Raw genomic sequence first — 20,138 nt, 5'->3', positions numbered from 1 at the left:
CCGCTCGCCAGAACGTCCGGGTAAATTACGGGTGACGTTCGCGACGGCTCAGCGGCGGACGGGTCGCAGCGGCACGGCCCGGGTGGCGGCGGAACCGGGGCCGGCGGGGAGCCCCGCATCCCCCAGCGCCTCGAGGACGGCGGCGGCGAGCGCGGGGTCGACGTTCCGCCAGGCGAGGTCGAGCGCCGCGTGCCGGCCGTAGTCCGGATCGATCTCGGTCACGGCGTGGACCGCCCTCCCCGCCTCCGTGTCGAGACCGAGCCGGATGGCGGATGCCGCGACCATGACGGCGCCGTAGACGACCCCGCTCACGTCGATCTTGCGGGCTTCGGCGAGCGCCTCGGCGAACCGCCCGTGGGCGAAATGGAACAGCGCGAAGCCGATGCGGTAGCTCGACGGCAGGCCGGGATTGCGGGCATAGGCCGTCTCCAGAAGGGGGATCGCCTCGTCCCACTGCGCCATTACCGCATGCTGCTGACCGAGGTCGGCGAGGATGGCGGTGTCGTTGGGGTTCAGCGCCCGCGCTATCTGAAGCTCCTCGAAGCTGCCCGCGACGTCGCCGGCGAACCAGTAGGCGCGCGACAGCGCGTGGTGGCTGCGGCTCGAATTGGGCGCGAGGTCGATGGCGCGGCGGGCGAGGTCGAGCGCCTGCCGGCCATGATCGGCGCCGGCCGGCGTCGGCGCGCCGCCGAACCGAAGCATGTCCGTATGGACCTGCGAGAGGCAGCTGCACGCCTCGGCGTCCTCCGGGTCGCGCTGGATGGCAGCCTCGAGCGCGCGCCGAACGGTCTCCTGCAGGCTGCGGTCGAAGGTCCGCGCGTAGCGGCGGAACAGGAGCACGCTGGCGGACGACGAGAGCGCGCCCGCGTTCGCCGGATCGACCTCCCGCGACCGGGCGACGAAGATGGCGCCGTAGGGCTGCGCCAGCGCCCTGACGACGGCGCCCGCCACCTCGGTGAGCGCCTCCGCCAGCCCGCCGGTCTCCACCGCCCGTTCGAACACGTCGCCCCAGAGACAACGCCCCGTCCGCACCTCGACCAGCAGCACCTCGGCCCCGAACTGCAGCGGCGAAATCGTCGTGCCGCCGGTCAGCAGGTAGTCGATGTCACGCTCGGCGGTCTCGCCCTGCAGCGCCGACGTGCCGGGGCCGAACACCGAAAGCTCGGTGAACCGCGTCAGGCCGGCGATGACGTGGCGCGTGAAGCCACGTGTGAGGTTGGGATAGAGGGACTGGTCGCCCTCCTCCTCGAACCCGGGGACGAGGATCGACACTCCCCGGCGCTCGCGCGTCGCAGCCGGGGCCGCCGGCGCCGAACCCGCCGCGCGGGGCACGTTGCGCACGAACTCGGGAACGTACGAGCCCTTCGGGATGGAGATGACGACGGGATCGACCCGGCCGGAGGTGAGGTAGTAGCGCTCCAGCGTCCGCCGCAGCCTCCCGGCCTCGATCCGCACGATCGAATCCACCTGCGGGTCGAAGTCCGCGCCGCGCCCGAAGACGCAGGTCGCGATGGCGTAGGCCTTGATCAGGTCCTGCCGGCCCGCCAGTGTCTCCTCGACGATGTATTCCAGGAACCGCCTGTTGCGGTTCGAGGCCTCGAAATCGGCCGAGGCGACGATGCGTTCGAGCTGATCCCGAACGGCCGTCGGTTCAGGCGTGTCGATACCCTTCATACCGCGCCTCACGCATCGGCATAATATTACTCCCAAGAGTTCGACTTGATAAGCCGGCGGCGCCTCCAACGAACGATCGGTCGGCGCGGATATACGGTGACGTACTTGCGGCGGGGCCGGGACACCATGCGAGGCTGAGGCAACCAACGTCCGCCCGGTCCTCCGATGCCGCGATCGCCCCAGTCCAGCCCGGCATGCATCATGAAGCGCTTCCCGCAGGACGCGGGGCTGATCGGCCGCCTCCTCCTGAGCCATCCGGAGTTTCGCAGCATCTGCGAGGACTATGCCGCCGCGCAGACCGCCCTCGCGCTCTTCAAGGCGCGGTCCGACGCGGCAGAGCGCCCGGAGGTCGCCGAATACGAGGACATCATCCGCGAGCTCGAGGCCGAGCTCGCCGACATGCTGAAGACCATCCGCGGCGCCGCCGGTCCGGACCCGGACGGACATCCGCAGCCCACCGGGGAACCGGACCGATAGCCCCCGCGCCTTCGCCCGGCACTCACCCACCGGCGCGCGTCGGGGAGGCGAACGCTGCGGTTCAGCGACCCTTGAAGACAGGCTTGCGCTTCTGCGCGAAGGCGGCCCGGCCCTCGGCGTAGTCCTCGCTCTCGAAACAGGCCTGCACGGCGGCGTCGATCGCCGCCTGCTGCTCCGGCGCGGGACGGTCCAGCGTCCCGCGGATCGCGAGCTTGGCGGCGCGGATCGTCAGGGGCGCGTTGGCGGCGATCGCGGCCAGATACTCCGCCGCCGCCGCGTCGAACCCGTCGACCGGGAGGATCCGGTTGATGAGGCCCATCCGCAGCGCCTCCTCGGCGTCGTACTTGCGGGCGGTGTAGAAGATCTCCGCCGCGTTCGCCGGTCCGACCACGTCGACGAGCGTCTTGATGCCCGGGTAGCGGTAGCCGAGGCCGAGCCTGGCGGCGGGGATCGCGAAGCGCGTATCGGCGGCGGCGATCCGCAGGTCGCAGCCGAGCGCGGTGCCGAGGCCGCCGCCCACGCACCACGTGCGGATGACGGCGACGGTCGGCTTGGCAGCACCGGAAATCGCCGCGTGCGCCTCCCGGCCGACCCGGTCGTAGGCGGCCACCTGCTCGGGCGTCGAGCGCAGGCGTCCGAACTCCGAGATGTCGGCACCGGAGATAAACGCGTCCTCCCCGTCGCCGCGGATCGCGATCACGTGCACCGCCTCGTCATCCATGAAGCCGGCGATCGCGGCGGGGATCTGTCGCCACATGTCGAACGTCACCGCGTTCCGACGGCGGGGGTTGGAGACGATCATCCAGCCGACGGCGCCGTCGATCCGGGTCACGATCCGGGGGGTGTAGCCGTCGGCTTCGGGCTTCGGCTCGGCGAGTGTCATACGACGTGGCGCTCCTTCAGTTCGCGGATCTCACCACTGGACAGGCCCAGCTCGGCCAGGATGGCGTCGGTGTGCTGGCCGGCGTCGGGCGTCGCCGAGTGGAGGACGGGCTCGGACTGCGACATTACGATCGGCTGGGCAAGGACCTTCTGCGCGCCGCGCGCCGGATGCTCCACCTCGCCGACCATGTTGAGATGCTGCACCTGCGGGTCGGCGAACACCTCGTCGATGGTGTAGATGGGTCCGCAGGGGATCGACTTCTCCTCCAGCGCCGCCCTCAGGTCCGCCGTCGCCATGTTTCCGGTGATCTCACCGATGAGGGCGTTGAGCTCGGGGCGGTGCTTCAGCCGGGCCTTCGGTGTGGCGTACCTCGGATCGTCGAACAGCTCCGGGCGGCTGATGATGTCGCAGAACTCGCGCCACATCCGCGTTCCGCTGGCGGCGATGTTGATGGCGCCGTCGCGGGTCGGGTAGACGCCCATCGGCGTCGCCGTCGGGTGGTCGTTGCCGGCCTGGCCGGGCACCACGCCGTCGATCAGCCACCGCGCGGCCTGGAAGTCGAGCATCGCCACCTGGGCCTGGAGGAGGCTCGTGTGCACCCACTGGCCGACGCCGGTCCGCTCGCGGTCGAGCAGCGCCATGAGGATCCCCATCGCGCAGTACATCCCGGCCGTGAGGTCGGCGATCGGGATGCCGACGCGCACGGGGCCTTGCCCCTTCAGCCCCGTCACCGACATGAGCCCGCCCATCCCCTGCGCCACCTGGTCGAAACCCGGGCGATCGGCGTAGGGCCCGGTCTGGCCGAAGCCGGAGATGGAGCCCATCACGAGGCGCGGATTGCGGGCGTGGAGGCTCTCCCAGTCGATCCCGAGGCGGGACTTCACGTTGGGCCGGAAATTCTCCACCAGGACGTCGGCCCCGTCGACGAGGCGCATCAGGATGTCGTGCCCCTCCGACGACTTGAGATCCAGCGTCAGGCTGCGCTTGTTGCGGTGCAGGTTCTGGAAGTCGGAGCTCGACCGGTCGGCGTAGCCGCTGTCGTCGTTCGGCGGCTCGATGCGGATGACGTCGGCCCCCCAGTCGGCGAGCTGCTTGACGCAGGTCGGGCCGGAGCGGATGCGCGTCAGGTCGAGCACGCGGAAGCGGTCGAGCGGACCGGTGACGCCGGGGATCATTGCTCGTCCCCCACTTCGACGATGCTGTCCCGGTCGATCGTGATCCAGACCGGCGCGTCGACGTCGAACACCTGCTCGGCGGGCGCTGCCGCGCGCAGCGGCGGCCCGCCGCCCTCGCATTCGAGCCTGAGGGCATAGTCCCACCGCTCGCCCAGGAAGGTGCGCTCGCCGACACGCGCCGCGAGCAGGACCTGCCCGTCGGCCCGGGGCGCCGCCGCACCGTTGCGCGGCGTGAGGCGCACGTTCTGCGGCCGGATCGAGGCGAGCACCTGACCCTCGCCATCCGCGGCGTCCGCGTCGACCGAGAAGGCCGAGAAGTGCACGCGCCCGTCCGACCGCTGCCCCTCGACGAGGTTGGTGCGGCCGATGAACTCGGCGGCGAAGCGCGTGCGCGGGCGGGCGTAGAGCTCGTAGGGCGGGGCCACCTGCTCGATCCGTCCGGCGCTCATGACGGCGATGCGGTCCGAGATCGCCATCGCCTCCGACTGGTCGTGGGTCACGTAGACGGTGGTGATGCCGAATTCGGTATGCATTCGCTTGATCTCGCTGCGCATGTCCTCGCGCAGGTTGGCGTCGAGGTTGGAGAGGGGTTCGTCGAGCAGCATCACCTTCGGCTGCACGGCGACGGCGCGGGCCAGCGCCACGCGCTGCTGCTGCCCGCCGGAAAGCTCGGCCGGGTAGCGCCCCGCGAGGTGGCCGAGCTTGACCACGTCGAGGACCTCACCGACCCGCTCCCGGACCGTTGCGGCGGGAAGCTTCTGCATCTTGAGCCCGAATCCGACGTTCTGCGCGACCGTCATGTTGGGCCAGATGGCATAGCTTTGAAAGATCATCGACATGCCGCGCCGCTCGGGCGGGACCACGCCGGCGGGGGTGGAGATGTCCCTTCCGTCCAGCACGATGCGCCCTTCGGTCGGCACGATGAAGCCGGCGATCATCCGCAGCGTCGTCGTCTTGCCGCAGCCGGACGGGCCGAGCAGCGAGACGAACTCGCCGTCGCGCAGGGTGAGCGAGATGCGATGCACCGCGGTGAAGGTGCCGTAGGCCTTGGAGAGGCCGTCGAGGCTCAGCGTCGTCATGTCAGTTCTTCCGCAGCATGAAGTCGCGCCCGATGAGGCGCATTCCGACGGCCACCACCGTCGACGTCACCACCAGCAGGACGACGCCCATCGCGGCGAGCGTCTCGTACTTGCCCTGCTCGCTGAGATCGAGCGTGAGGATCGAGATGACCCGGTTGTTGTGGCTCGTCAGGAACATCGCGGTGGAGAGCTCGCGCGAGCAGATCACGAAGACCAGGATCCAGACGCCGAAGAGCGATTTCTTCAGCACCGGCGCGACCACCTGGACCAGCGCGCGCAGCCGCGAGCCGCCGTGGATGAGGACCGCCTCCTCCAGCTCCGGATTGAGGCTCCGGACGCCCGACGCGCACGAGACGTAGGCGATCGGCAGGAAGCGCGTCACGAAGGCGAGGACGACGATCGCGCCCGAGCCGTAGAGCGACAGCGGCGGACCGGCATAGGCGGCGTAGAAGCAGATCGCGAGCACGATGCCCGGCACCGCGACCGGCGCGACCGCCAGCGCCGAGAGGACGCCCGCGAACGGCAGGAGGCGCCTTGTGGCCGCGTAGGCGACCGCGAAGCCGAGCACCGTGCAAAGGGTCGCCGCCGAGAGGGCGAAGGCGACCGTGTTGACCATCGCGTCGCGCACCGTCGCCTGTTCGAAGAGGATGTCGCGGTAGTTGGCGAGCGTCAGGTTCGAGAGCGTCGGCGGCCTGGCCCAGGCCGTCTGGAAGGAGGTCGACACCAGGATGGCCGCCGGCAGGACGACCGCGAGGACCGTCACCACCGCGCCGTGCGCGAGCAGCAGCCACCGCCAGCGGCCGATCCGCATCGGCTGACGCGACCCGCCCTTGCCCGACACCGCCACGTGGCCGCCCCTGAGGAGGAGCCGCTGCGCACCGAGGAGGATGATGGTGACGAACACCAGCGGAACCGAGAAGGCCATCGCGAGCTCGATCTTCGCCGGATAGGCGAAGAACGTCGTGAGCTGCGTCGTCGCCACGTTGAAGCGCGCCGGGATAGCGATCAGGGCCGGGGTGCCGTAGAGCGCGATGGTCTCCAGGAAGACCAGCATCACCGCGCCGAGGATCGCCGGCAGCGCGAGCGGCAGCGACACGAGCCATGTGGTGCGCAGCGGCCCCGCCCCGTGGATCGCCGCCGCCTCCTCCATCTCCGACGAGATCAGGTCGAGCGCGGACGTGGCGAAGATGAAGATCAGCGGGAAGACGTTGAGGGCGATGACGAAGGCGAGGCCCCAGAGGCTGAAGACGTCCACGAGCGGGTCTTCGAGCCCGGTGAGCGCGGTCCAGATCTGGTTCAGCCACCCGGCGTTGGGACCGGCGAGCAGGATCCACCCGATCGCGCCGAGGAAGGGCGGCATGATGAACGCGCCGACGACGCCGAAGTAGAAGAAGCCGCGGCCCGGCATGTCCGTGCGCGACACCGCCCAGGCCATCGGCAGCGCGAAGAGGAGCGACAGCGCGACGGTGGCGGCGGCGAGCTGGATGGTGTGCCAGTAGGCGGTGAGGTAACGGCTGCGCGACACGACGTCGACGAAGTTGCCGAGGGTGAGGGCGCCAGTCTTGGGATCGGAGAGGCTCTCGGTGAAGAGGCGCGTCAGGGGCGCCACCACCAGGAAGACGAGGACGATGGAGAGGGCCGCAAACAGCACGAGGGTCCAGTCGATCCTGAGGGCGCGCGCGGTAAGGCGCGCCCTCGCGGTCGGGGCGATGTCGACCACAGCCTAGATCCCGAACGTGTCGCGGAATTCTTCGGCGAGCTCGGGGATGCCGTTGATCATCTGGTCCGTCGTCGCGGTGATCACCTTCATCTCGTCGAAGGGCACCACGCCCGCCGCGAGCGGGACGCCGGGGCGGATGGGGTTGCCGAAGTCGGCGGCGACCACCTCGGCGAACTCCGGCCCGAGGAGGAACTCGCTGAAGAGGCGGGCGGCGTTGGGATGCGGCGCGTCGGCGAGGATGGCGCTCGGCGAGGTGATGACCACGGTCCCGTCGGTCGGATAGATGACGGCGATCGGGTTGCCCTTGGCGGCGGAGATGAGCGCCGAGGCGGTCGGCCCGGCGCCGACCAGCGTCTCGCCCGAGGCGGTGGTGGTGACGACGTCGATCGAGGAGCGGCCGATGTGCGGGTTGATCTCGGCGAGCGTCTCGAAGAAGTCCCAGCCGTAGAGCTCCTTCATCTTCACCGCCCACATGCCGACGTAGCCGGAGAAGCCCGGATGGCCGATGGCGACGTGGTCGGTCCACTTCGGATCGAGGAGGTCGGGCCAGTTCTTCGGCGCGTCGACCTCGGTCACCTTGTCGGTGTTGTAGACGATAGACATCGGGCCGGCGACGGACACGTGGTAGGCGTCGTCCGGGTCGATTCCCCGGAACTCCTCGAAGACCTCGTCCTTGCGGATCGGCGTGTAGATCGCGAGAAGGTCCCGCGACTTGAGGTCCATGGCGTGGGCGATGTTGGACGTCGTCAGCACGTCGCAGTTGGCGACGCCGGTGCTGATGTCCTGGTTGAGGCGCTGGAAGGCCACTTCCGCCGTCGAGCGCACGACGTTCACCTTGACGCCGGGATAGGCGGCGGTGAACGCGGCGCCGGCGCGCTCCGCCGACTCCGAGGACATCGGCACGACATACCACGTCACCTCCCCTTCCGCCTTGGCGGCCTCGTAGAGGTCGTCGAGGGACGGTGCGGCGAAGGCGAGGCGCGGGAGTGCCGCCGAGGCGGCGAGCGCGGCGGTGGTGACGATGAATTGTCTGCGGTCGATGGGCATTTGGTCCTCCCTCTTGTTTTATCGTTGAGTGACGCCGACGGCCCCCCGCCGGGTCAGGTCTTGTCGCCGGCGGGGCCTCCCTCGGGGCGCTGGAGCGCGGCGACGAGGTCGGCATAGACGCGGCCGCCGAAGAGGATGTGGTCGCGCATTGCCGCCTCGGCGGCGTCGGGATCGCCGGCGGCGATGGCCTTCACGACGGTGCCGTGCTCCTCCCACGACCGCTCGACGCGGGCGCGCTGGTTCAGACTCGAGGCGTGGTAGAAGGCCATGCGGCGCCGGGTGTTGCGGATGAGGTCGGCGAGGTAGGCGTTGCGGGCGCCCTGGTAGATCGCCTCGTGGAATCGCGTGTTGGCATCAATGTATGCCTTGTTGTCCATCGCGCGCACGCTATCGCGGCTTTCGGTATGTATCATGGCGAGCTGCTCGGTCTCCGCAGCGCTCATCCGCCGGGCGGCAAGGCTCGCGGCCTCGCCTTCGAGGGCGACCAGCGTCTCCATCATGGCGATCGCCTCGGTGACGCCGACGCGGGTGATCACGGCGCCGTGGCGCGGCCGCAGCTCCACCAGTCCGGAGGCGGCGAGCTGGATCAGCGCCTCGCGCGCGGGCGTTCGCGATACCTCGAACCGCTCGGCGAGGGAGCGCTCGTCGATAGTGTCGCCGGGGCGCAGGGCCCCGTAGCGGATCTCGTCCTCCACCCGCCGCCGCACGGTCTCGCTCGCTCGCGTCATACTCGTCCTTTGTCTGGCGCGCCGCAGCTTAGCGCATTCGTCGCTCTTGTGTATACGTTAATTATATGATTGAACACACAGAAGATCATAAACGATACGGATGGACGGAATGATGCTCCCCCAGCGCGGCCCATGCTGACCCGGGCCGTCCGCATCCACCGCCATGGCGGCCCCGACGTGCTCCAGCTCGACGAGGTGGAGCTTCCGCCGCCCGGAGATGGCGAGGCGCTGGTGCGCAACACCGCCATCGGCGTCAACTATGCCGACATCTACGAGCGCGAGGGCGACCATGGCGGCCCCCACAGCGCCAAGCCCTTCCCGGTCACGATGGGCCACATGGCCGCCGGCATCGTCGAGGCGCTCGGGCCGGGCACGGACGGGCCCGCGCCCGGCACCCGCGTCGGCTACATCGGCGGGGCGAGCTACGCGGGCCATACGCTGGTCCCCGCCGGCCGGCTCATCGCCCTGCCGGACAGCGTCGCCGACGACGTCGCCGGCGCCTACCTGCTGCGCGGGCTGACGGCGGAATATCTGCTGCGCCGGCTCTTCGTCGTGCGTCCCGGCGTGACGGCGCTCGTCCACGCCGCCGCCGGCGGGATGGGCCTTGTGCTCGGACAGTGGGGCAAAGCGCTCGGCGGCCGCATGATCGGCACCGTCGGCAGCGCCGCCAGAGTCGCGACCGCAGCGGCGCACGGCTACGAAAGCGTCATCGACACATCCGCCGAAGACTTCGCGCCCCGCGTGATGGAACTGACCGGCGATCGGGGCGCGGACGTCATCTACGACGGGATCGGCAAGGCGGCGTTCCTGAAGTCGCTCGACTGCATCCGCCCGCGCGGCATGGTGATCAGCTACGGCACGAGCTCGGGCAACGTCGGCGCCTTCGACCTGCAGCGCCTCCACTCCAAGTCGATCATCGTGACGCGGCCGACCCTGCGCAGCTACATCGCCGACCCGGCCGAGCTGAAGGCGGCGAGCGAGGCGCTGTTCGCCGTCCTCCTCGACGGCACGCTCGAAACGCCGATCTCCGCCCCGCTCCCCCTCGCCGAAGCCGCCGAGGCGCACCGCCGGCTCGAGGGCCGCGCCCTCGACGCGCCCGTCGTCCTCCATCCCTGAGACCGTGATGTCCGACACCGATATCGCCGCCCCCGCGACGACCTTTCCCCCCGAATGGTACCCGCAGAGGGAATTCGGCGAGGGCCGCGTCGGCCTTTCGATCGACGGCCCCGTCGCCGTCGCCGCCATCCAGGTTCCGGGCAAGATGAACGCGCTCGACGACCTCGCGACCGCCGGGCTCATCGAGGCGCTGACCGTCGCCGAGGCCGAGGCGCGCGTCTTCGTCCTCACCGGGATCGGCGGCCGCGCCTTCATCTCCGGCGCCGACATCGAGGCCTTCGACGACGAGAAACGCGGCCCGTCGCGCTTCATGGAGCGCCAGCAGCGTCTCGCCGCGAGCCCGCTGCCGACCATCGCCGCGATCCGGGGCTACTGCCTCGGCGGCGGGCTGATGACGGCGCTCAACTGCGACCTCCGCGTCGCCGGTGCCGATGCGCAGTTCGGCGTCCCCGCCGCGCGGCTCGGCATCGCCTACGGCTACGACGGGCTGAAGCGGCTCGTCGAGACGGTCGGCCCCTCGCGCACGCGCCGCCTCCTCTATGTGGGCGACCGCATCGACGCCGCGACCGCGCTCGCCTGGGGTCTCGTCGACGAGATGCATGGCCCCGATGCGCTCTGGGGCGCGGCGATGGCGCTGGCACGGCGCATCGCCGGCAACGCGCCGCTGTCGGTCAAGGCCAGCAAGGCGACGATCGCCGAGGTTCTCGCCGATCCCGCCACGCGCGACCTCGCCCGGATCGAGGAATTGTCGCTGGCGTGCCGCGAGAGCGCCGATTTCCGCGAGGGGCGCCGCGCCTTCCTCGAGAAGCGCCCGCCGGTGTTCGAGGGACGCTGATGGCCCTCGTCCTCTATCACGCGTGGAAGTCGAGCGCGTCGCGGCGGGTGCGCCTCTTCCTGGAGGAGAAGGGCCTCGCCTACGAGGGTCACGAGATCGACCTCACCCGGCAGGAGCAGCACAGTCCCGCCTACCTCGCGATCAATCCCCTCGGCGTGGTGCCGACCCTCGTCCACGACGGCCGGCCGCTGCACGAGAGCGGCACGGTGTGCGAGTACCTCGAGGCCATGTTCCCCGACCCGCCGCTGTGTCCCGCCGCGCCCTACGATCTGGCGCTGATGCGCAACTGGGTGCGCTACGTCGACGGCGAGATCGGTCACCTCATTCGCTTCAACTGGCGCTACAGCATCGCCGAGCGGGCGACGGCGATGAGCGACGCCGAGCTCGAAGCGGCGCTGCAGCGTATCCCGAGCGCGGAGCGGCGGGAGGCGTGGCTGCGCGCCGCGCGCCGCCCCTACGATGCCGCCGAGCTCGACCAGTCGCGCCAGGCGCTCGTGCGCATGCTCGACCGGATGGAGGCGATGCTCGAAGGGGGCTGGCTCATCGGCGACCGCTATTCCCTCGCCGACATCGCTGCGGTGCCGTTCGTGCGGCGCATCGGCGAGGAGATCGCCCCTGAGGCGCTCGAGCCCGCGGCGCGCCCGCGCGTCGCCGATTGGTGGGCCGCCGTCACCGCCCGCCCCGCCTACACCCGCGCCAGGCTCGACCCCTTCGTCGCTGCCGACTGACGCCGCCACGGTCGGCGCGCGGCCGGTCCGACGGGGTCGTTTCCGGCGGCGGTAGCGATGCTGACGGGCCGTGCGGCGCCGCTCCCGGACAGGCTTCCCGACCATCGTCCTCCCCCGATCCCAGCTTTTTCCTGCGCCCTGATTTGGAATTTCCTTCTTTTCACTCCGGACGACTGCACGCATTTTGTGCGCGCTTAAAGACGCGCCAAAACAGTCTCACGGGAGCTCCTCGCAGCCGACGTGACAGAGGGGTACGGGACCCGGGCTGACGCGGCGCTCTCAATCCGGGAAGTGAATATGGCCGCCGAAAAAACTGACACGCTCATCGTCGGAGGAGGTCAGTCTGGCATTGCGATGAGCGAGCACCTGACGGAGATGGGGATCCCCCACCTCGTCCTCGAGCGGGGCCGGGTCGCCGAACGCTGGCGCTCGCAGCGCTGGGATTCCCTCGTCGCCAACGGCCCGGCATGGCACGACCGCTTCCCCAATCTCGAATTCGACGACGTCGGGCCCGACGTGTTCCCGCCGAAGGAGCGCATGGCGCGCTACTTCGACGACTACGCCAGGATGATCAACGCGCCGATCCGCACCAACGTCGAGGTCAAGCGCGTCACCCGCTGCCCCGGCCGGCCGGGCTTCATCGTCGAAACGTCCGAGGGCGACATCGAGGCCCAGCGCGTGGTCGCCGCCACCGGGCCGTTCCAGGTCCCCTCGTTTCCGAAGATCGTCCCCGAGGATGCCGGCGTCGCGCAGATCCACTCGTCCGACTACCGCAACCCGGACCAGCTCGCCGACGGCGCCGTACTCGTCGTCGGCGGCGGCGCCTCGGGCTGCCAGATCGCCGAGGAGCTGCGGCGCGCCGGTCGCGACGTCTACCTGTCGATCGGCGAGCACTACCGCCCGCCGCGGTCCTACCGCGAACGCGACTACGTCTGGTGGCTCGGCGTTCTCGGCAAGTGGGACGAGATCAAGACGACCCCGAAGAAGAAGCACGTCGCCTTCGCCGTCAGCGGCTACGACGGGGGCCGGACGGTCGACTTCCGTCGTCTCGGCCACATGGGCATCACCGTGCTCGGCCTGACGAAGGCGTACCGCGACGGCGTCATCGAGATCGCCGACGACCTGGCCGAGAACATCAGACAGGGCGACGAGGCCTACCTCGACGTGCTGCGCGAGGCGGACGCCTATGTCGAGCGTAACGGCATCGGCCTGCCGCCGGAGCCCGAGGCCTGGACGATCGAGCCGGATCCGGAGTGCATCGCGCACCCGATCCACGAGCTGGACCTCGCCGGGGCCAACGTCACGACGATCATCTGGGCCACCGGTTACAAGTTCGACTTCAGCTGGCTGCAGGTGAACGCGTTCCACGACGACGGGACGCCGTTCCACAAGCGCGGGATCTCGGCCGAGACCGGGATCTACTTCCTCGGCCTGCCCGAGCTGACCAACCGCGCGTCGTCCTTCATCTACGGTTGCTGGTACGACGCGAAGTATATCGCGACCCACATCGGCGTTCAGCGCAACTATGTGGCCTACGAGAAGGCCTAGCCCGTACGCCCGCCCCGATCGGTGGCCGGCACGCCCGGCCGCCTGCAGCGACGCACCCTGAACCAACAAGGATCGCCGCATGAAGCGTGTCATGTTCCTCAACGGCCCCAACGCCAATCTCTACGGGTTGGACCGAAGTGGCACCTACGGGAGCGATAGCTTCCCCCAGATCGAGGCCGCCTGCCTCGCCCGCGCGGGCGAGCTGGGCTTTGCCCTCGACTTTCGCCAATCGAACCACGAGGGCGTCCTGATCGACTGGATCCAGGAGGCTCGGCAGAGCTGCGCCGGGCTGCTGATCAACGCCGCCGGGCTGACCTACACGTCGGTCGCGATCCTCGACGCCCTGCTCGCCTTCGACGGGCCGATCATCGAATGCCATATGAGCAACATCTGGAAGCGCGAGCCCTTCCGCCACCATTCGTTCATCTCGAAGGCGGCGACCGGGGTGATCGCCGGCCTCGGCCTGCAGGGCTACCTCCTGGGCCTGACGGCTATGGGCACGCTGATCGCCGAGCCCGCGGCATGACGGACACCCTCGTCTTCTACAGCGGCCCGGACCCGTTCGACGTCTGGCGCGACGCCCTCGCCCCCCACCTCGACGGGCATGTCCGGATCGAGGAGGCCGACAAGGTCACCGACCCCGGGTCCGTCCGCTTCGCCCTCGTCTGGATGCCGCCCGAGGGCTTCTTCGCCCGCTTCCCGAACCTCGAACTGGTCGTGAACCTGGGGGCCGGGGTCGACCGGCTGGTGGCGCGCGACGACCTGCCTGACGTGCCGATCACGCGCCTCTCGGACCCCGAGATGGGCCGGATGATGGCTGGCTACGTGCTCTTCGCGGTGCTGCGCCATGCCCGCGACATTCCCCACTTCGAGGCGGCTCAGCCACGGCACGAATGGGCCTACCGGCACCCGCGGGCGGCGAGCGAGACCACCGTCGCCGTGCTCGGCCTCGGCGAGCTCGGCGCCCTCGCCGCGACGGAGATCGCACGGCTCGGCTACGACACCCACGGCTGGGCGACCCGGCCGAGGGAGCTGGAGGGCGTCACCGTCCATTGCGGCGACGATGCGCTCGAGGGGCTCCTCGGCATGGCCGACATCGTCGTCTGCATGCTGCCGCTCACCCCCGGCACCCGGAACCGGCTGGACGCCGCCGTCTTCGCGGCGATGAAGCCCGGCGCGGCGTTCGTGAACGTCTCGCGCGGAGCGGTCGTGGACGAGCCGGCCCTCGTCGAGGCGCTGCGGTCGGGGCACCTCTCCGGCGCGACCCTCGACGTCTTCGCGACCGAGCCGCTCCCCGCCGACAGTCCGCTCTGGACGCTGCCGGGAGTCCTCATCACGCCGCACCTGGCGTCGGTGGCCCTGCCGAACAGCGCCGCGCCGCAGATCGCCGCCAACGTCCGTGCCATCCAGACGGGAGGCGCCTTGATCAACGAGGTCTCCCGCTCGCGAGGATATTGAGCGGTGCCCCGGCACCGCGCGGTCCGGACGGACGCGCGCCCCCCACGACCCGTGTGCACGTGCTCGGCATGAGCCTTGCGGACGAACCCGACGGCGGCCCGGTCCGCCGCGTCGGCCACCCGGCGGCAGGCCGCTGAAATGCCGCGCCACTCTCGTCAACCAACAGGACAGTCCAGATGAAACGTCTCCTACTGACCGCCGCGGCCCTGAGCCTCTTCGCTCACGCCGCCTCCGCCGAGACCCTCGTCGTCTCGAGCTGGGGTGGCAGCTTCCGCGACCTGATCGCCGACACCATCGGCAAGAAGTTCACCGAAGAGACGGGCGTCGAGGTCGAGTTCATCATCGGCGGCACCATCGACCGGCTGAACCAGGCCAAGCTGAGCCGTGACAACCCGGAAAGCGACGTGACCTTCACGACGTCGCATATCGGCTGGCTCTACGCCAACGACGGGCTCTTCGAGAAGCTGGACCTGTCGAAGATCCCGAACGCTGAGAACCTCGTCGAGCAGGCCAAGATCAGCCCGTTCCACATCGGTGCCTGGGCCTACGTCTACACCATCGGCTACCTGCCCGACATGGTGCCGGCGGACGTGACCTTCGAAAGCTGGAACGACCTCTGGTCGCCCGAGCTCGAAGGCATGATCGCCGCGCCCGACTTCGACCCGTCCCACATCATCGCGGTGTCGGCCAAGCTCGAGGGTGTCGACATCGAGAACTGGATGGATGCGACCGACAAGCTCCTGGCGCTGAAGCCGAACTTCAAGGCCTTCTACACCAACGACGCCAACTCGCAGCAGCTCCTGTCGACCGGCGAGACCCCGGTGCAGATCCTCCTGTCGATGAACGCCTACTACATGCAGTCGCAGGGCCTCGACGTGAAGCTGGCGATTCCGAAGGAAGGCGCCGTCCTCGGCGTCGACACGATGGGCATCACCACCGGCACCAAGAAGCTCGACCTCGCCTACAAGTTCCTGAACGCCGCCCTCGACCCCGAGGTCCAGGCGCAGATCGCCGAGATCAAGAAGGGCAGCCCGGTGGTGTCGAACGTCGAGCTCCCCGAAGAGCTCGCCTCGCTCCCCGGCATCTTCACGACGCCCGAGCAGTGGGAGAGCCAGACCCTGATCATCCCCCACGAGCTGCGCGCCGAGAAGACCGCCGAATGGCGCAAGTGGTTCACGGAAAACATGATCGCCGGCAACTGAGCCGCACCCGTCCCGGCGGCCATCTCGCCGGGACACCCCTCCGCCCCCGCAGGATGAGACGACGCCGATGTCGAAACGCCCCTTCCTTGGCTGGTTTGCCTCGCCGTCGATCCTGATCGCCGTGGCGATCGCGGCGTCCTTCCTCGCCATCGTGCAGTACAGCCTGCGCGCCTACGTGCCGGGCTCGCTCGACCCCGGCGGCTACACGCTGGACAACTTCACGACCCTCTGGAAGGCGGTCTACGGCCAGGCCTTCCTGACGACCGTCCTCCTCTGCTTCTGGACCGCCCTCTTCACCCTCCTGATCGGCTATCCGCTGGCGTACGCGATGGTGCGGGCGAAGTCCGCGGCCCTGCGCAGCGCCATCCTGCTGATCTCGCTGACGCCGCTCTTCCTCGGCGAGATCGTGCGCACCTATTCGTGGATGATCGTGCTCGGGAACCGCGGCTTCGTGAACGCCGTCCTGATGCAGCTCGGGCTGATCGACCGGCCCATCAGTTTCATGTTCACGATGACGGGCGTGGTGATCGCGCTGGTGCACTTCACGCTGCCGATCGTGGTGGTGATGGTGGCGGCCGCGCTCTCGCACATCGACCGCAATCTCGAGCGCGCCGCGACCTCGCTGGGCGCCGGGCGCATCCGCAACTTCCTGACGGTCACGCTGCCGCTGTCGATCCCCGGCATCGTCGCCGCCACCTCCACCGCCTTCGCCTGGACCTTCTCGGCCTTCGCGACGCCGCAGATGATCGGCGGCGGCAAGGTGCAGACGATCTCGACGCTGGTCTACCAGGTGGGATTCGCCTCGTTCAATTTTCCGCTCGCCGCCTCGCTGTCGCTGGTGGGCCTCCTGTTCACCATCGCCGTCCTCACCCTCTTCAACACCGGCATCCGCCGCCTCGAGCAGATCGGAGCGCATTGACGTGAAGAAGACCCTCCTCGACCACGTGCTCGACTGGAGCGGGCGGATCGTCCTGACCGCGATCCTCGGCTTCGTGCTCCTGCCCTTCGTGGTGGTCGCCATCGCCTCGTTCAACGACGGCGCGATCCTGTCCTTCCCGCCGAAGGCCTGGTCGCTGCGCTGGTACGCCAACATCTTCGAGTACCGCGACTTCGGCGAAGGCCTCGTCAACTCGCTGAAGGTCGCCGGTCTCGGCGCGACGATCGCGCTGATCGCCGGCGCGGGCTTCGCCTACGTGCTCGACCGCTACGACTTCGCCCTCAAGGGCGTCCTCAACGGCGTGCTGATGTCGCCGCTGATCATACCGAACTTCACCATCGGGCTCGGACTTCTGATCCTGTCGGCCGCGGCGGCGCTGCCGCGCTCGCTGTGGCTTGTCGTCACCGTCCACGTCATCATCGTGCTGCCGTTCGTGGTGCGCTCGGTCTACGTCTCGCTGCGCAACTTCGAGCGCCGCTACGAGCAGGCCGCCGAAAGTCTCGGCGGCACGCCCGGGCACGTCCTCCTCACCATCACGCTGCCGCTGCTGCTGCCCGGCCTCGTCTCCGGCGCGCTGTTCGCCGCGATCCTGTCGTTCAACGAGTTCACCGCCTCGCTCTTCGTGGTGAACCAGAGCACCCAGACGCTGCCGGTCGCGATGTACAACTACGTGCGCGAATACGCCGACCCGACGCTCGCCGCGGTGTCCGTCCTCTACGTCCTCGTGGTCGCCGGGGCGCTGCTTCTCGTCCACAAAATCTTCCGCCTCGAAAAGGTCCTCAATGTCGAGTGAGATCGCGCCCCCGATGACTCAGGACTCCGGGGACCCTCCCGCCGTCAAGATCGATGGCGTCGCCAAGTCGTTTTCCGGCACGGTCGCGCTCGAGCCGGTCTGGCTGAAGATCCGCCGCGGCGAGTTCCTGACGCTGCTCGGCCCCTCCGGTTGCGGGAAGACGACGCTCCTGAACCTGATCGCCGGATTTCTCGAGGCCGACGGGGGCGAGCTCTTCATCGGCGACGACCTCGTCACCCAGGTGCCGCCGCATCGCCGCGAGATCGGCATCGTGTTCCAGAACTACGCGCTCTTCCCGCACATGAGCGTGGCGCAGAACGTCGCCTACGGGCTCAGGACGCGCCGGGTCTCGCGCGCCGAGACGGCCGCGCGCGTCCGCGAGGCGCTGGAGCTCGTCAAGCTCGGGGACTTTTCCGACCGCCGGCCGCGCCAGCTCTCCGGCGGCCAGCAGCAGCGTGTCGCGCTCGCCCGCGCGCTGGTGATCCGCCCGCGCGTCCTGCTGCTGGACGAGCCGTTCTCGGCGCTCGACCGGAACCTGCGCACCGCCATGCAGGTCGAGCTGAAGGAGATCCAGTCGCGCCTCGGCCTCACCACCGTGTTCGTCACCCACGACCAGAGCGAGGCGCTCAGCATGTCAGACCGGATCGCGGTGATGTCGCGCGGCCGCATCCGCCAGATCGGCACCCCGAGCGAGATCTACGACTGTCCGCAGAGCCACTTCGTGTCGACCTTCGTGGGCGACGCGAACCTCTTCTGCGCGAACCTTCTTCCGGACGCCGGCGGCCCCGCGACGCTCGACGTCGGCGGCACCCGCACCGCGCTCGCCACCTATCAGGACGAGTTGCCCGCGCCGGGGCCGGTCACGCTCTTCGTGCGCCCGGAACAGTGCCGCCTCGCCGCGGCGGGGGAGCCCGGCACCATCCCCGCCACCGTCGCCCTGTCGGTCTACCAGGGAAGCTACGCCGAGCTGCATCTCGACTGCGCCGCCGCCGAGGGCGGGCGGGTGATGCTGCGCGTCCCCGCCAGCGAGGCGCTGCGGGCTGGCACCCCGGTCGGCATCGGCCTGCCTGAGCGCGGCCCGGCGATCTTCGCCCGCGAAGAGGCCGCAGCATGAGCCGGACCATGAAGGCCGTGATCGCCACCGCCGCCGGTGGACCCGAGGTCCTCGGCGTCGTCGAGCGGCCGGTACCGGCGCCCGGCCCGGGCGAGGTGCTGATCCGCGTCGCCGCTGCGGGGGTCAACCGCCCCGACGTCATGCAGCGCTCCGGCGCCCTGCCCGCGCCGCCCGATGCCTCCGACATCCTCGGCCTCGAGGTCGCCGGCCATGTGGGGGCCGTCGGCGAAGGGGTCGACGCGTTCGTTCCCGGCGATGCGGTGATGGCGCTGGTGAAGTCCGGCGGCTACGCCGAGGCGGTGGTCGCCAAGGCCGGTCAGTGCCTGCCGGTGCCGGAGGGGCTCGGCCTCGACGAAGCCGCGCTTCTCCCCGAGGGCCTCTTCACCATCTGGCACAACCTCTTCGACCGGGGCGCCCTGCGCTCCGGCGAGCGCGTCCTCATCGAGGGCGGCGCCAGCGGCATCGGGACGCTCGCCCTCCAGCTCGCGCTGGCCTGGGGTGCCGAGGTCATCGTCACCGCCGGCGGCCCCGTGAAGTGCGCGGCGCTCGATGCGATGGGCGCGCGCGCCATCGACTATCGCAAGGCCGACGTCACGGCCGAGGTGCTGCGGCTGACCGGGAACCGCGGGGTCGACGTCGTGCTCGACATCCTCGGCGGCGACGCGGTCAACCGGCACCTCGCCTGCATGGCCCCGGGCGGGCGCCACATCGGCCTCTCGTTCATGACGGGCATGGTCGCGCCGGTGGACCTCGGCCTCCTGATGCGCAAGGGCCTGTGGCTCAGCTCCTCCACCCTGCGCCCCAAGAGCGACGCCGAGAAGGCCGCGATCGCGCGCGACGTGCGGACCCACCTCCTGCCGCTGGTCGGACCCGGCAAGGTGCGCCCGGTGCGCTCCGAGGCCTTTCCCCTCGCGGACGCCGCCGCCGCGCACGCCCTCCTCGAGAGCGGCGGCAACATCGGCAAGATCACCCTCGTCGCGACGGAGACCGGCGCATGAAGCTCGCCCTCTACTGGGGCTCGGCCTCACCCTTCGTGCGCAAGGTGATGGTCGTCGCCCACGAGCTGGGGCTCGAGGACGCCATCGAGATCCGCGACAGCGCCGCCAACCCCATCGAGCGCGATACGCGGATCCAGGAGTTCAACCCGCTCGCCAAGGTGCCCGCCGCGCGCACCGAGGACGGCACCCTGCTCTACGACAGCCGGGTGATCTGCGAATTCCTCGACGCGGAGGCGGGTGGCGGGCTCTTCCCGCCGCCGGGACCCGCGCGCTGGACGGCGCTGCGGCGGCAGGCGCTCGCCGACGGGCTCCTCGATGCCGCGCTCCTCGTCCGCTACGAGATGCTGATCCGGCCCGCCGCGCATCAATGGCCGCTCTGGATCAGCAAGCAGCACGAGAAGGTCGCCGACGCGCTCGACGCCATGGCGGCGGACCTGCCGGCGGACGGCTGCCGCGACATCGGCGCGATCACCTACGCCTGTGCCCTCGGCTGGCTCTGCTTCCGCTTTCCCGACCTCGCCTGGCAGGCGGGACGCTCCGAGCTCGCCGACTGGCACGCCCGCTTCGAGATGCGCCCCGCCATGCTCGCAACCCGCCCGACCGCCTGAACGCCGCCTCCAACGAAA

Annotated in this window: 20 protein-coding genes; 13 read left to right on the top strand and 7 right to left on the bottom strand. The window is 69.9% G+C overall.

The window, feature by feature from the left end:
• Positions 1 to 48: 48 nt before the first annotated feature.
• Positions 49 to 1,674 (bottom strand): hypothetical protein, encoded by a 1,626-nt coding sequence (locus DLJ53_RS04740; protein ID WP_111342773.1) that lies wholly within the window; start codon positions 1,672 to 1,674, stop codon positions 49 to 51.
• A 201-nt stretch (positions 1,675 to 1,875) separates the two neighbouring features.
• Between DLJ53_RS04740 and DLJ53_RS04735 the strand changes: the two genes are divergently transcribed.
• On the top strand, positions 1,876 to 2,151 hold the full coding sequence (locus DLJ53_RS04735) for a hypothetical protein (protein ID WP_111342771.1): 276 nt from the start codon (positions 1,876 to 1,878) through the stop codon (positions 2,149 to 2,151).
• Between the two features lie 61 nt (positions 2,152 to 2,212).
• Here the strand turns inward: DLJ53_RS04735 and DLJ53_RS04730 are convergent, their stop codons facing one another.
• The 6 genes from DLJ53_RS04730 to DLJ53_RS04705 are packed head-to-tail and all read right to left on the bottom strand — an operon-like array spanning position 2,213 to position 8,783.
• Positions 2,213 to 3,034 (bottom strand): enoyl-CoA hydratase, encoded by an 822-nt coding sequence (locus DLJ53_RS04730; protein WP_111342770.1) that lies wholly within the window; start codon positions 3,032 to 3,034, stop codon positions 2,213 to 2,215.
• Entirely contained in the window at positions 3,031 to 4,209 is a 1,179-nt protein-coding gene (locus tag DLJ53_RS04725) for a CaiB/BaiF CoA transferase family protein (RefSeq protein ID WP_111342768.1), read from the bottom strand. Before DLJ53_RS04725 ends, DLJ53_RS04730 begins: the two co-directional genes overlap by 4 nt.
• Positions 4,206 to 5,288, bottom strand: a complete 1,083-nt coding sequence (locus DLJ53_RS04720) for an ABC transporter ATP-binding protein (protein WP_111342766.1) — start codon at positions 5,286 to 5,288, stop codon at positions 4,206 to 4,208. The genes DLJ53_RS04725 and DLJ53_RS04720 overlap by 4 nt, the downstream gene beginning before the upstream one ends.
• A 1-nt stretch (position 5,289) precedes the next feature.
• Entirely contained in the window at positions 5,290 to 7,008 is a 1,719-nt protein-coding gene (locus DLJ53_RS04715; RefSeq protein ID WP_202912997.1) for an ABC transporter permease, read from the bottom strand.
• A gap of 3 nt (positions 7,009 to 7,011) precedes the next feature.
• Complete coding sequence (locus DLJ53_RS04710; RefSeq protein ID WP_111342765.1) at positions 7,012 to 8,055, bottom strand: ABC transporter substrate-binding protein; 1,044 nt, start codon at positions 8,053 to 8,055, stop codon at positions 7,012 to 7,014.
• Between the two features lie 53 nt (positions 8,056 to 8,108).
• On the bottom strand, positions 8,109 to 8,783 hold the full coding sequence (locus DLJ53_RS04705) for a GntR family transcriptional regulator (protein WP_111342763.1): 675 nt from the start codon (positions 8,781 to 8,783) through the stop codon (positions 8,109 to 8,111).
• Between the two features lie 132 nt (positions 8,784 to 8,915).
• Here DLJ53_RS04705 and DLJ53_RS04700 point away from each other — a divergent pair, with 132 nt between their 5' ends.
• The 12 genes from DLJ53_RS04700 (at position 8,916) to DLJ53_RS04645 (ending at position 20,120) form a co-directional block, all read left to right on the top strand.
• The gene (locus DLJ53_RS04700; protein ID WP_111342762.1) at positions 8,916 to 9,899 is read left to right on the top strand and encodes a quinone oxidoreductase family protein; all 984 of its coding nucleotides are present in this window, start codon (positions 8,916 to 8,918) and stop codon (positions 9,897 to 9,899) included.
• A gap of 7 nt (positions 9,900 to 9,906) precedes the next feature.
• A complete protein-coding gene (locus tag DLJ53_RS04695) occupies positions 9,907 to 10,734 on the top strand; it encodes an enoyl-CoA hydratase-related protein (protein ID WP_111342760.1) in 828 nt (275 codons plus the stop codon).
• The gene (locus DLJ53_RS04690; RefSeq protein WP_111342759.1) at positions 10,734 to 11,462 is read left to right on the top strand and encodes a glutathione S-transferase family protein; all 729 of its coding nucleotides are present in this window, start codon (positions 10,734 to 10,736) and stop codon (positions 11,460 to 11,462) included. The genes DLJ53_RS04695 and DLJ53_RS04690 overlap by 1 nt, the downstream gene beginning before the upstream one ends.
• Positions 11,463 to 11,759: 297 nt before the next feature.
• A complete protein-coding gene (locus tag DLJ53_RS04685; RefSeq protein WP_111342757.1) occupies positions 11,760 to 13,010 on the top strand; it encodes a flavin-containing monooxygenase in 1,251 nt (416 codons plus the stop codon).
• Between the two features lie 79 nt (positions 13,011 to 13,089).
• Entirely contained in the window at positions 13,090 to 13,536 is a 447-nt protein-coding gene (locus tag DLJ53_RS04680) for a type II 3-dehydroquinate dehydratase (protein WP_111342755.1), read from the top strand.
• Positions 13,533 to 14,468, top strand: coding sequence for a 2-hydroxyacid dehydrogenase (locus tag DLJ53_RS04675; RefSeq protein WP_111342753.1), 936 nt, complete (start codon positions 13,533 to 13,535; stop codon positions 14,466 to 14,468). The genes DLJ53_RS04680 and DLJ53_RS04675 overlap by 4 nt, the downstream gene beginning before the upstream one ends.
• A 176-nt stretch (positions 14,469 to 14,644) precedes the next feature.
• Positions 14,645 to 15,670, top strand: coding sequence for an ABC transporter substrate-binding protein (locus DLJ53_RS04670; protein ID WP_111342752.1), 1,026 nt, complete (start codon positions 14,645 to 14,647; stop codon positions 15,668 to 15,670).
• Between the two features lie 67 nt (positions 15,671 to 15,737).
• Positions 15,738 to 16,589: an ABC transporter permease gene (locus DLJ53_RS04665; protein ID WP_111342750.1), complete on the top strand. Its 852-nt coding sequence runs from the start codon at positions 15,738 to 15,740 to the stop codon at positions 16,587 to 16,589.
• A gap of 1 nt (position 16,590) precedes the next feature.
• Positions 16,591 to 17,400 carry an ABC transporter permease gene (locus DLJ53_RS04660; protein WP_111342748.1) on the top strand — a complete coding sequence of 270 codons (810 nt, stop codon included), beginning with the start codon at positions 16,591 to 16,593 and terminating at the stop codon, positions 17,398 to 17,400.
• Between the two features lie 13 nt (positions 17,401 to 17,413).
• The gene (locus DLJ53_RS04655) at positions 17,414 to 18,514 is read left to right on the top strand and encodes an ABC transporter ATP-binding protein (RefSeq protein ID WP_111344083.1); all 1,101 of its coding nucleotides are present in this window, start codon (positions 17,414 to 17,416) and stop codon (positions 18,512 to 18,514) included.
• Positions 18,511 to 19,512, top strand: a complete 1,002-nt coding sequence (locus DLJ53_RS04650; RefSeq protein ID WP_111342747.1) for an NAD(P)H-quinone oxidoreductase — start codon at positions 18,511 to 18,513, stop codon at positions 19,510 to 19,512. The genes DLJ53_RS04655 and DLJ53_RS04650 overlap by 4 nt, the downstream gene beginning before the upstream one ends.
• Positions 19,509 to 20,120 carry a glutathione S-transferase family protein gene (locus tag DLJ53_RS04645; protein WP_111342745.1) on the top strand — a complete coding sequence of 204 codons (612 nt, stop codon included), beginning with the start codon at positions 19,509 to 19,511 and terminating at the stop codon, positions 20,118 to 20,120. Before DLJ53_RS04650 ends, DLJ53_RS04645 begins: the two co-directional genes overlap by 4 nt.
• Positions 20,121 to 20,138: the final 18 nt, after the last annotated feature.

The sequence above is a fragment of the Acuticoccus sediminis genome, from assembly GCF_003258595.1.
Taxonomy (GTDB): Bacteria; Pseudomonadota; Alphaproteobacteria; order Rhizobiales; family Amorphaceae; genus Acuticoccus; species Acuticoccus sediminis.
The sequence above is the reverse complement of the archived record's forward strand: the minus strand, read 5'-3'. Positions and strand labels throughout refer to the sequence as shown.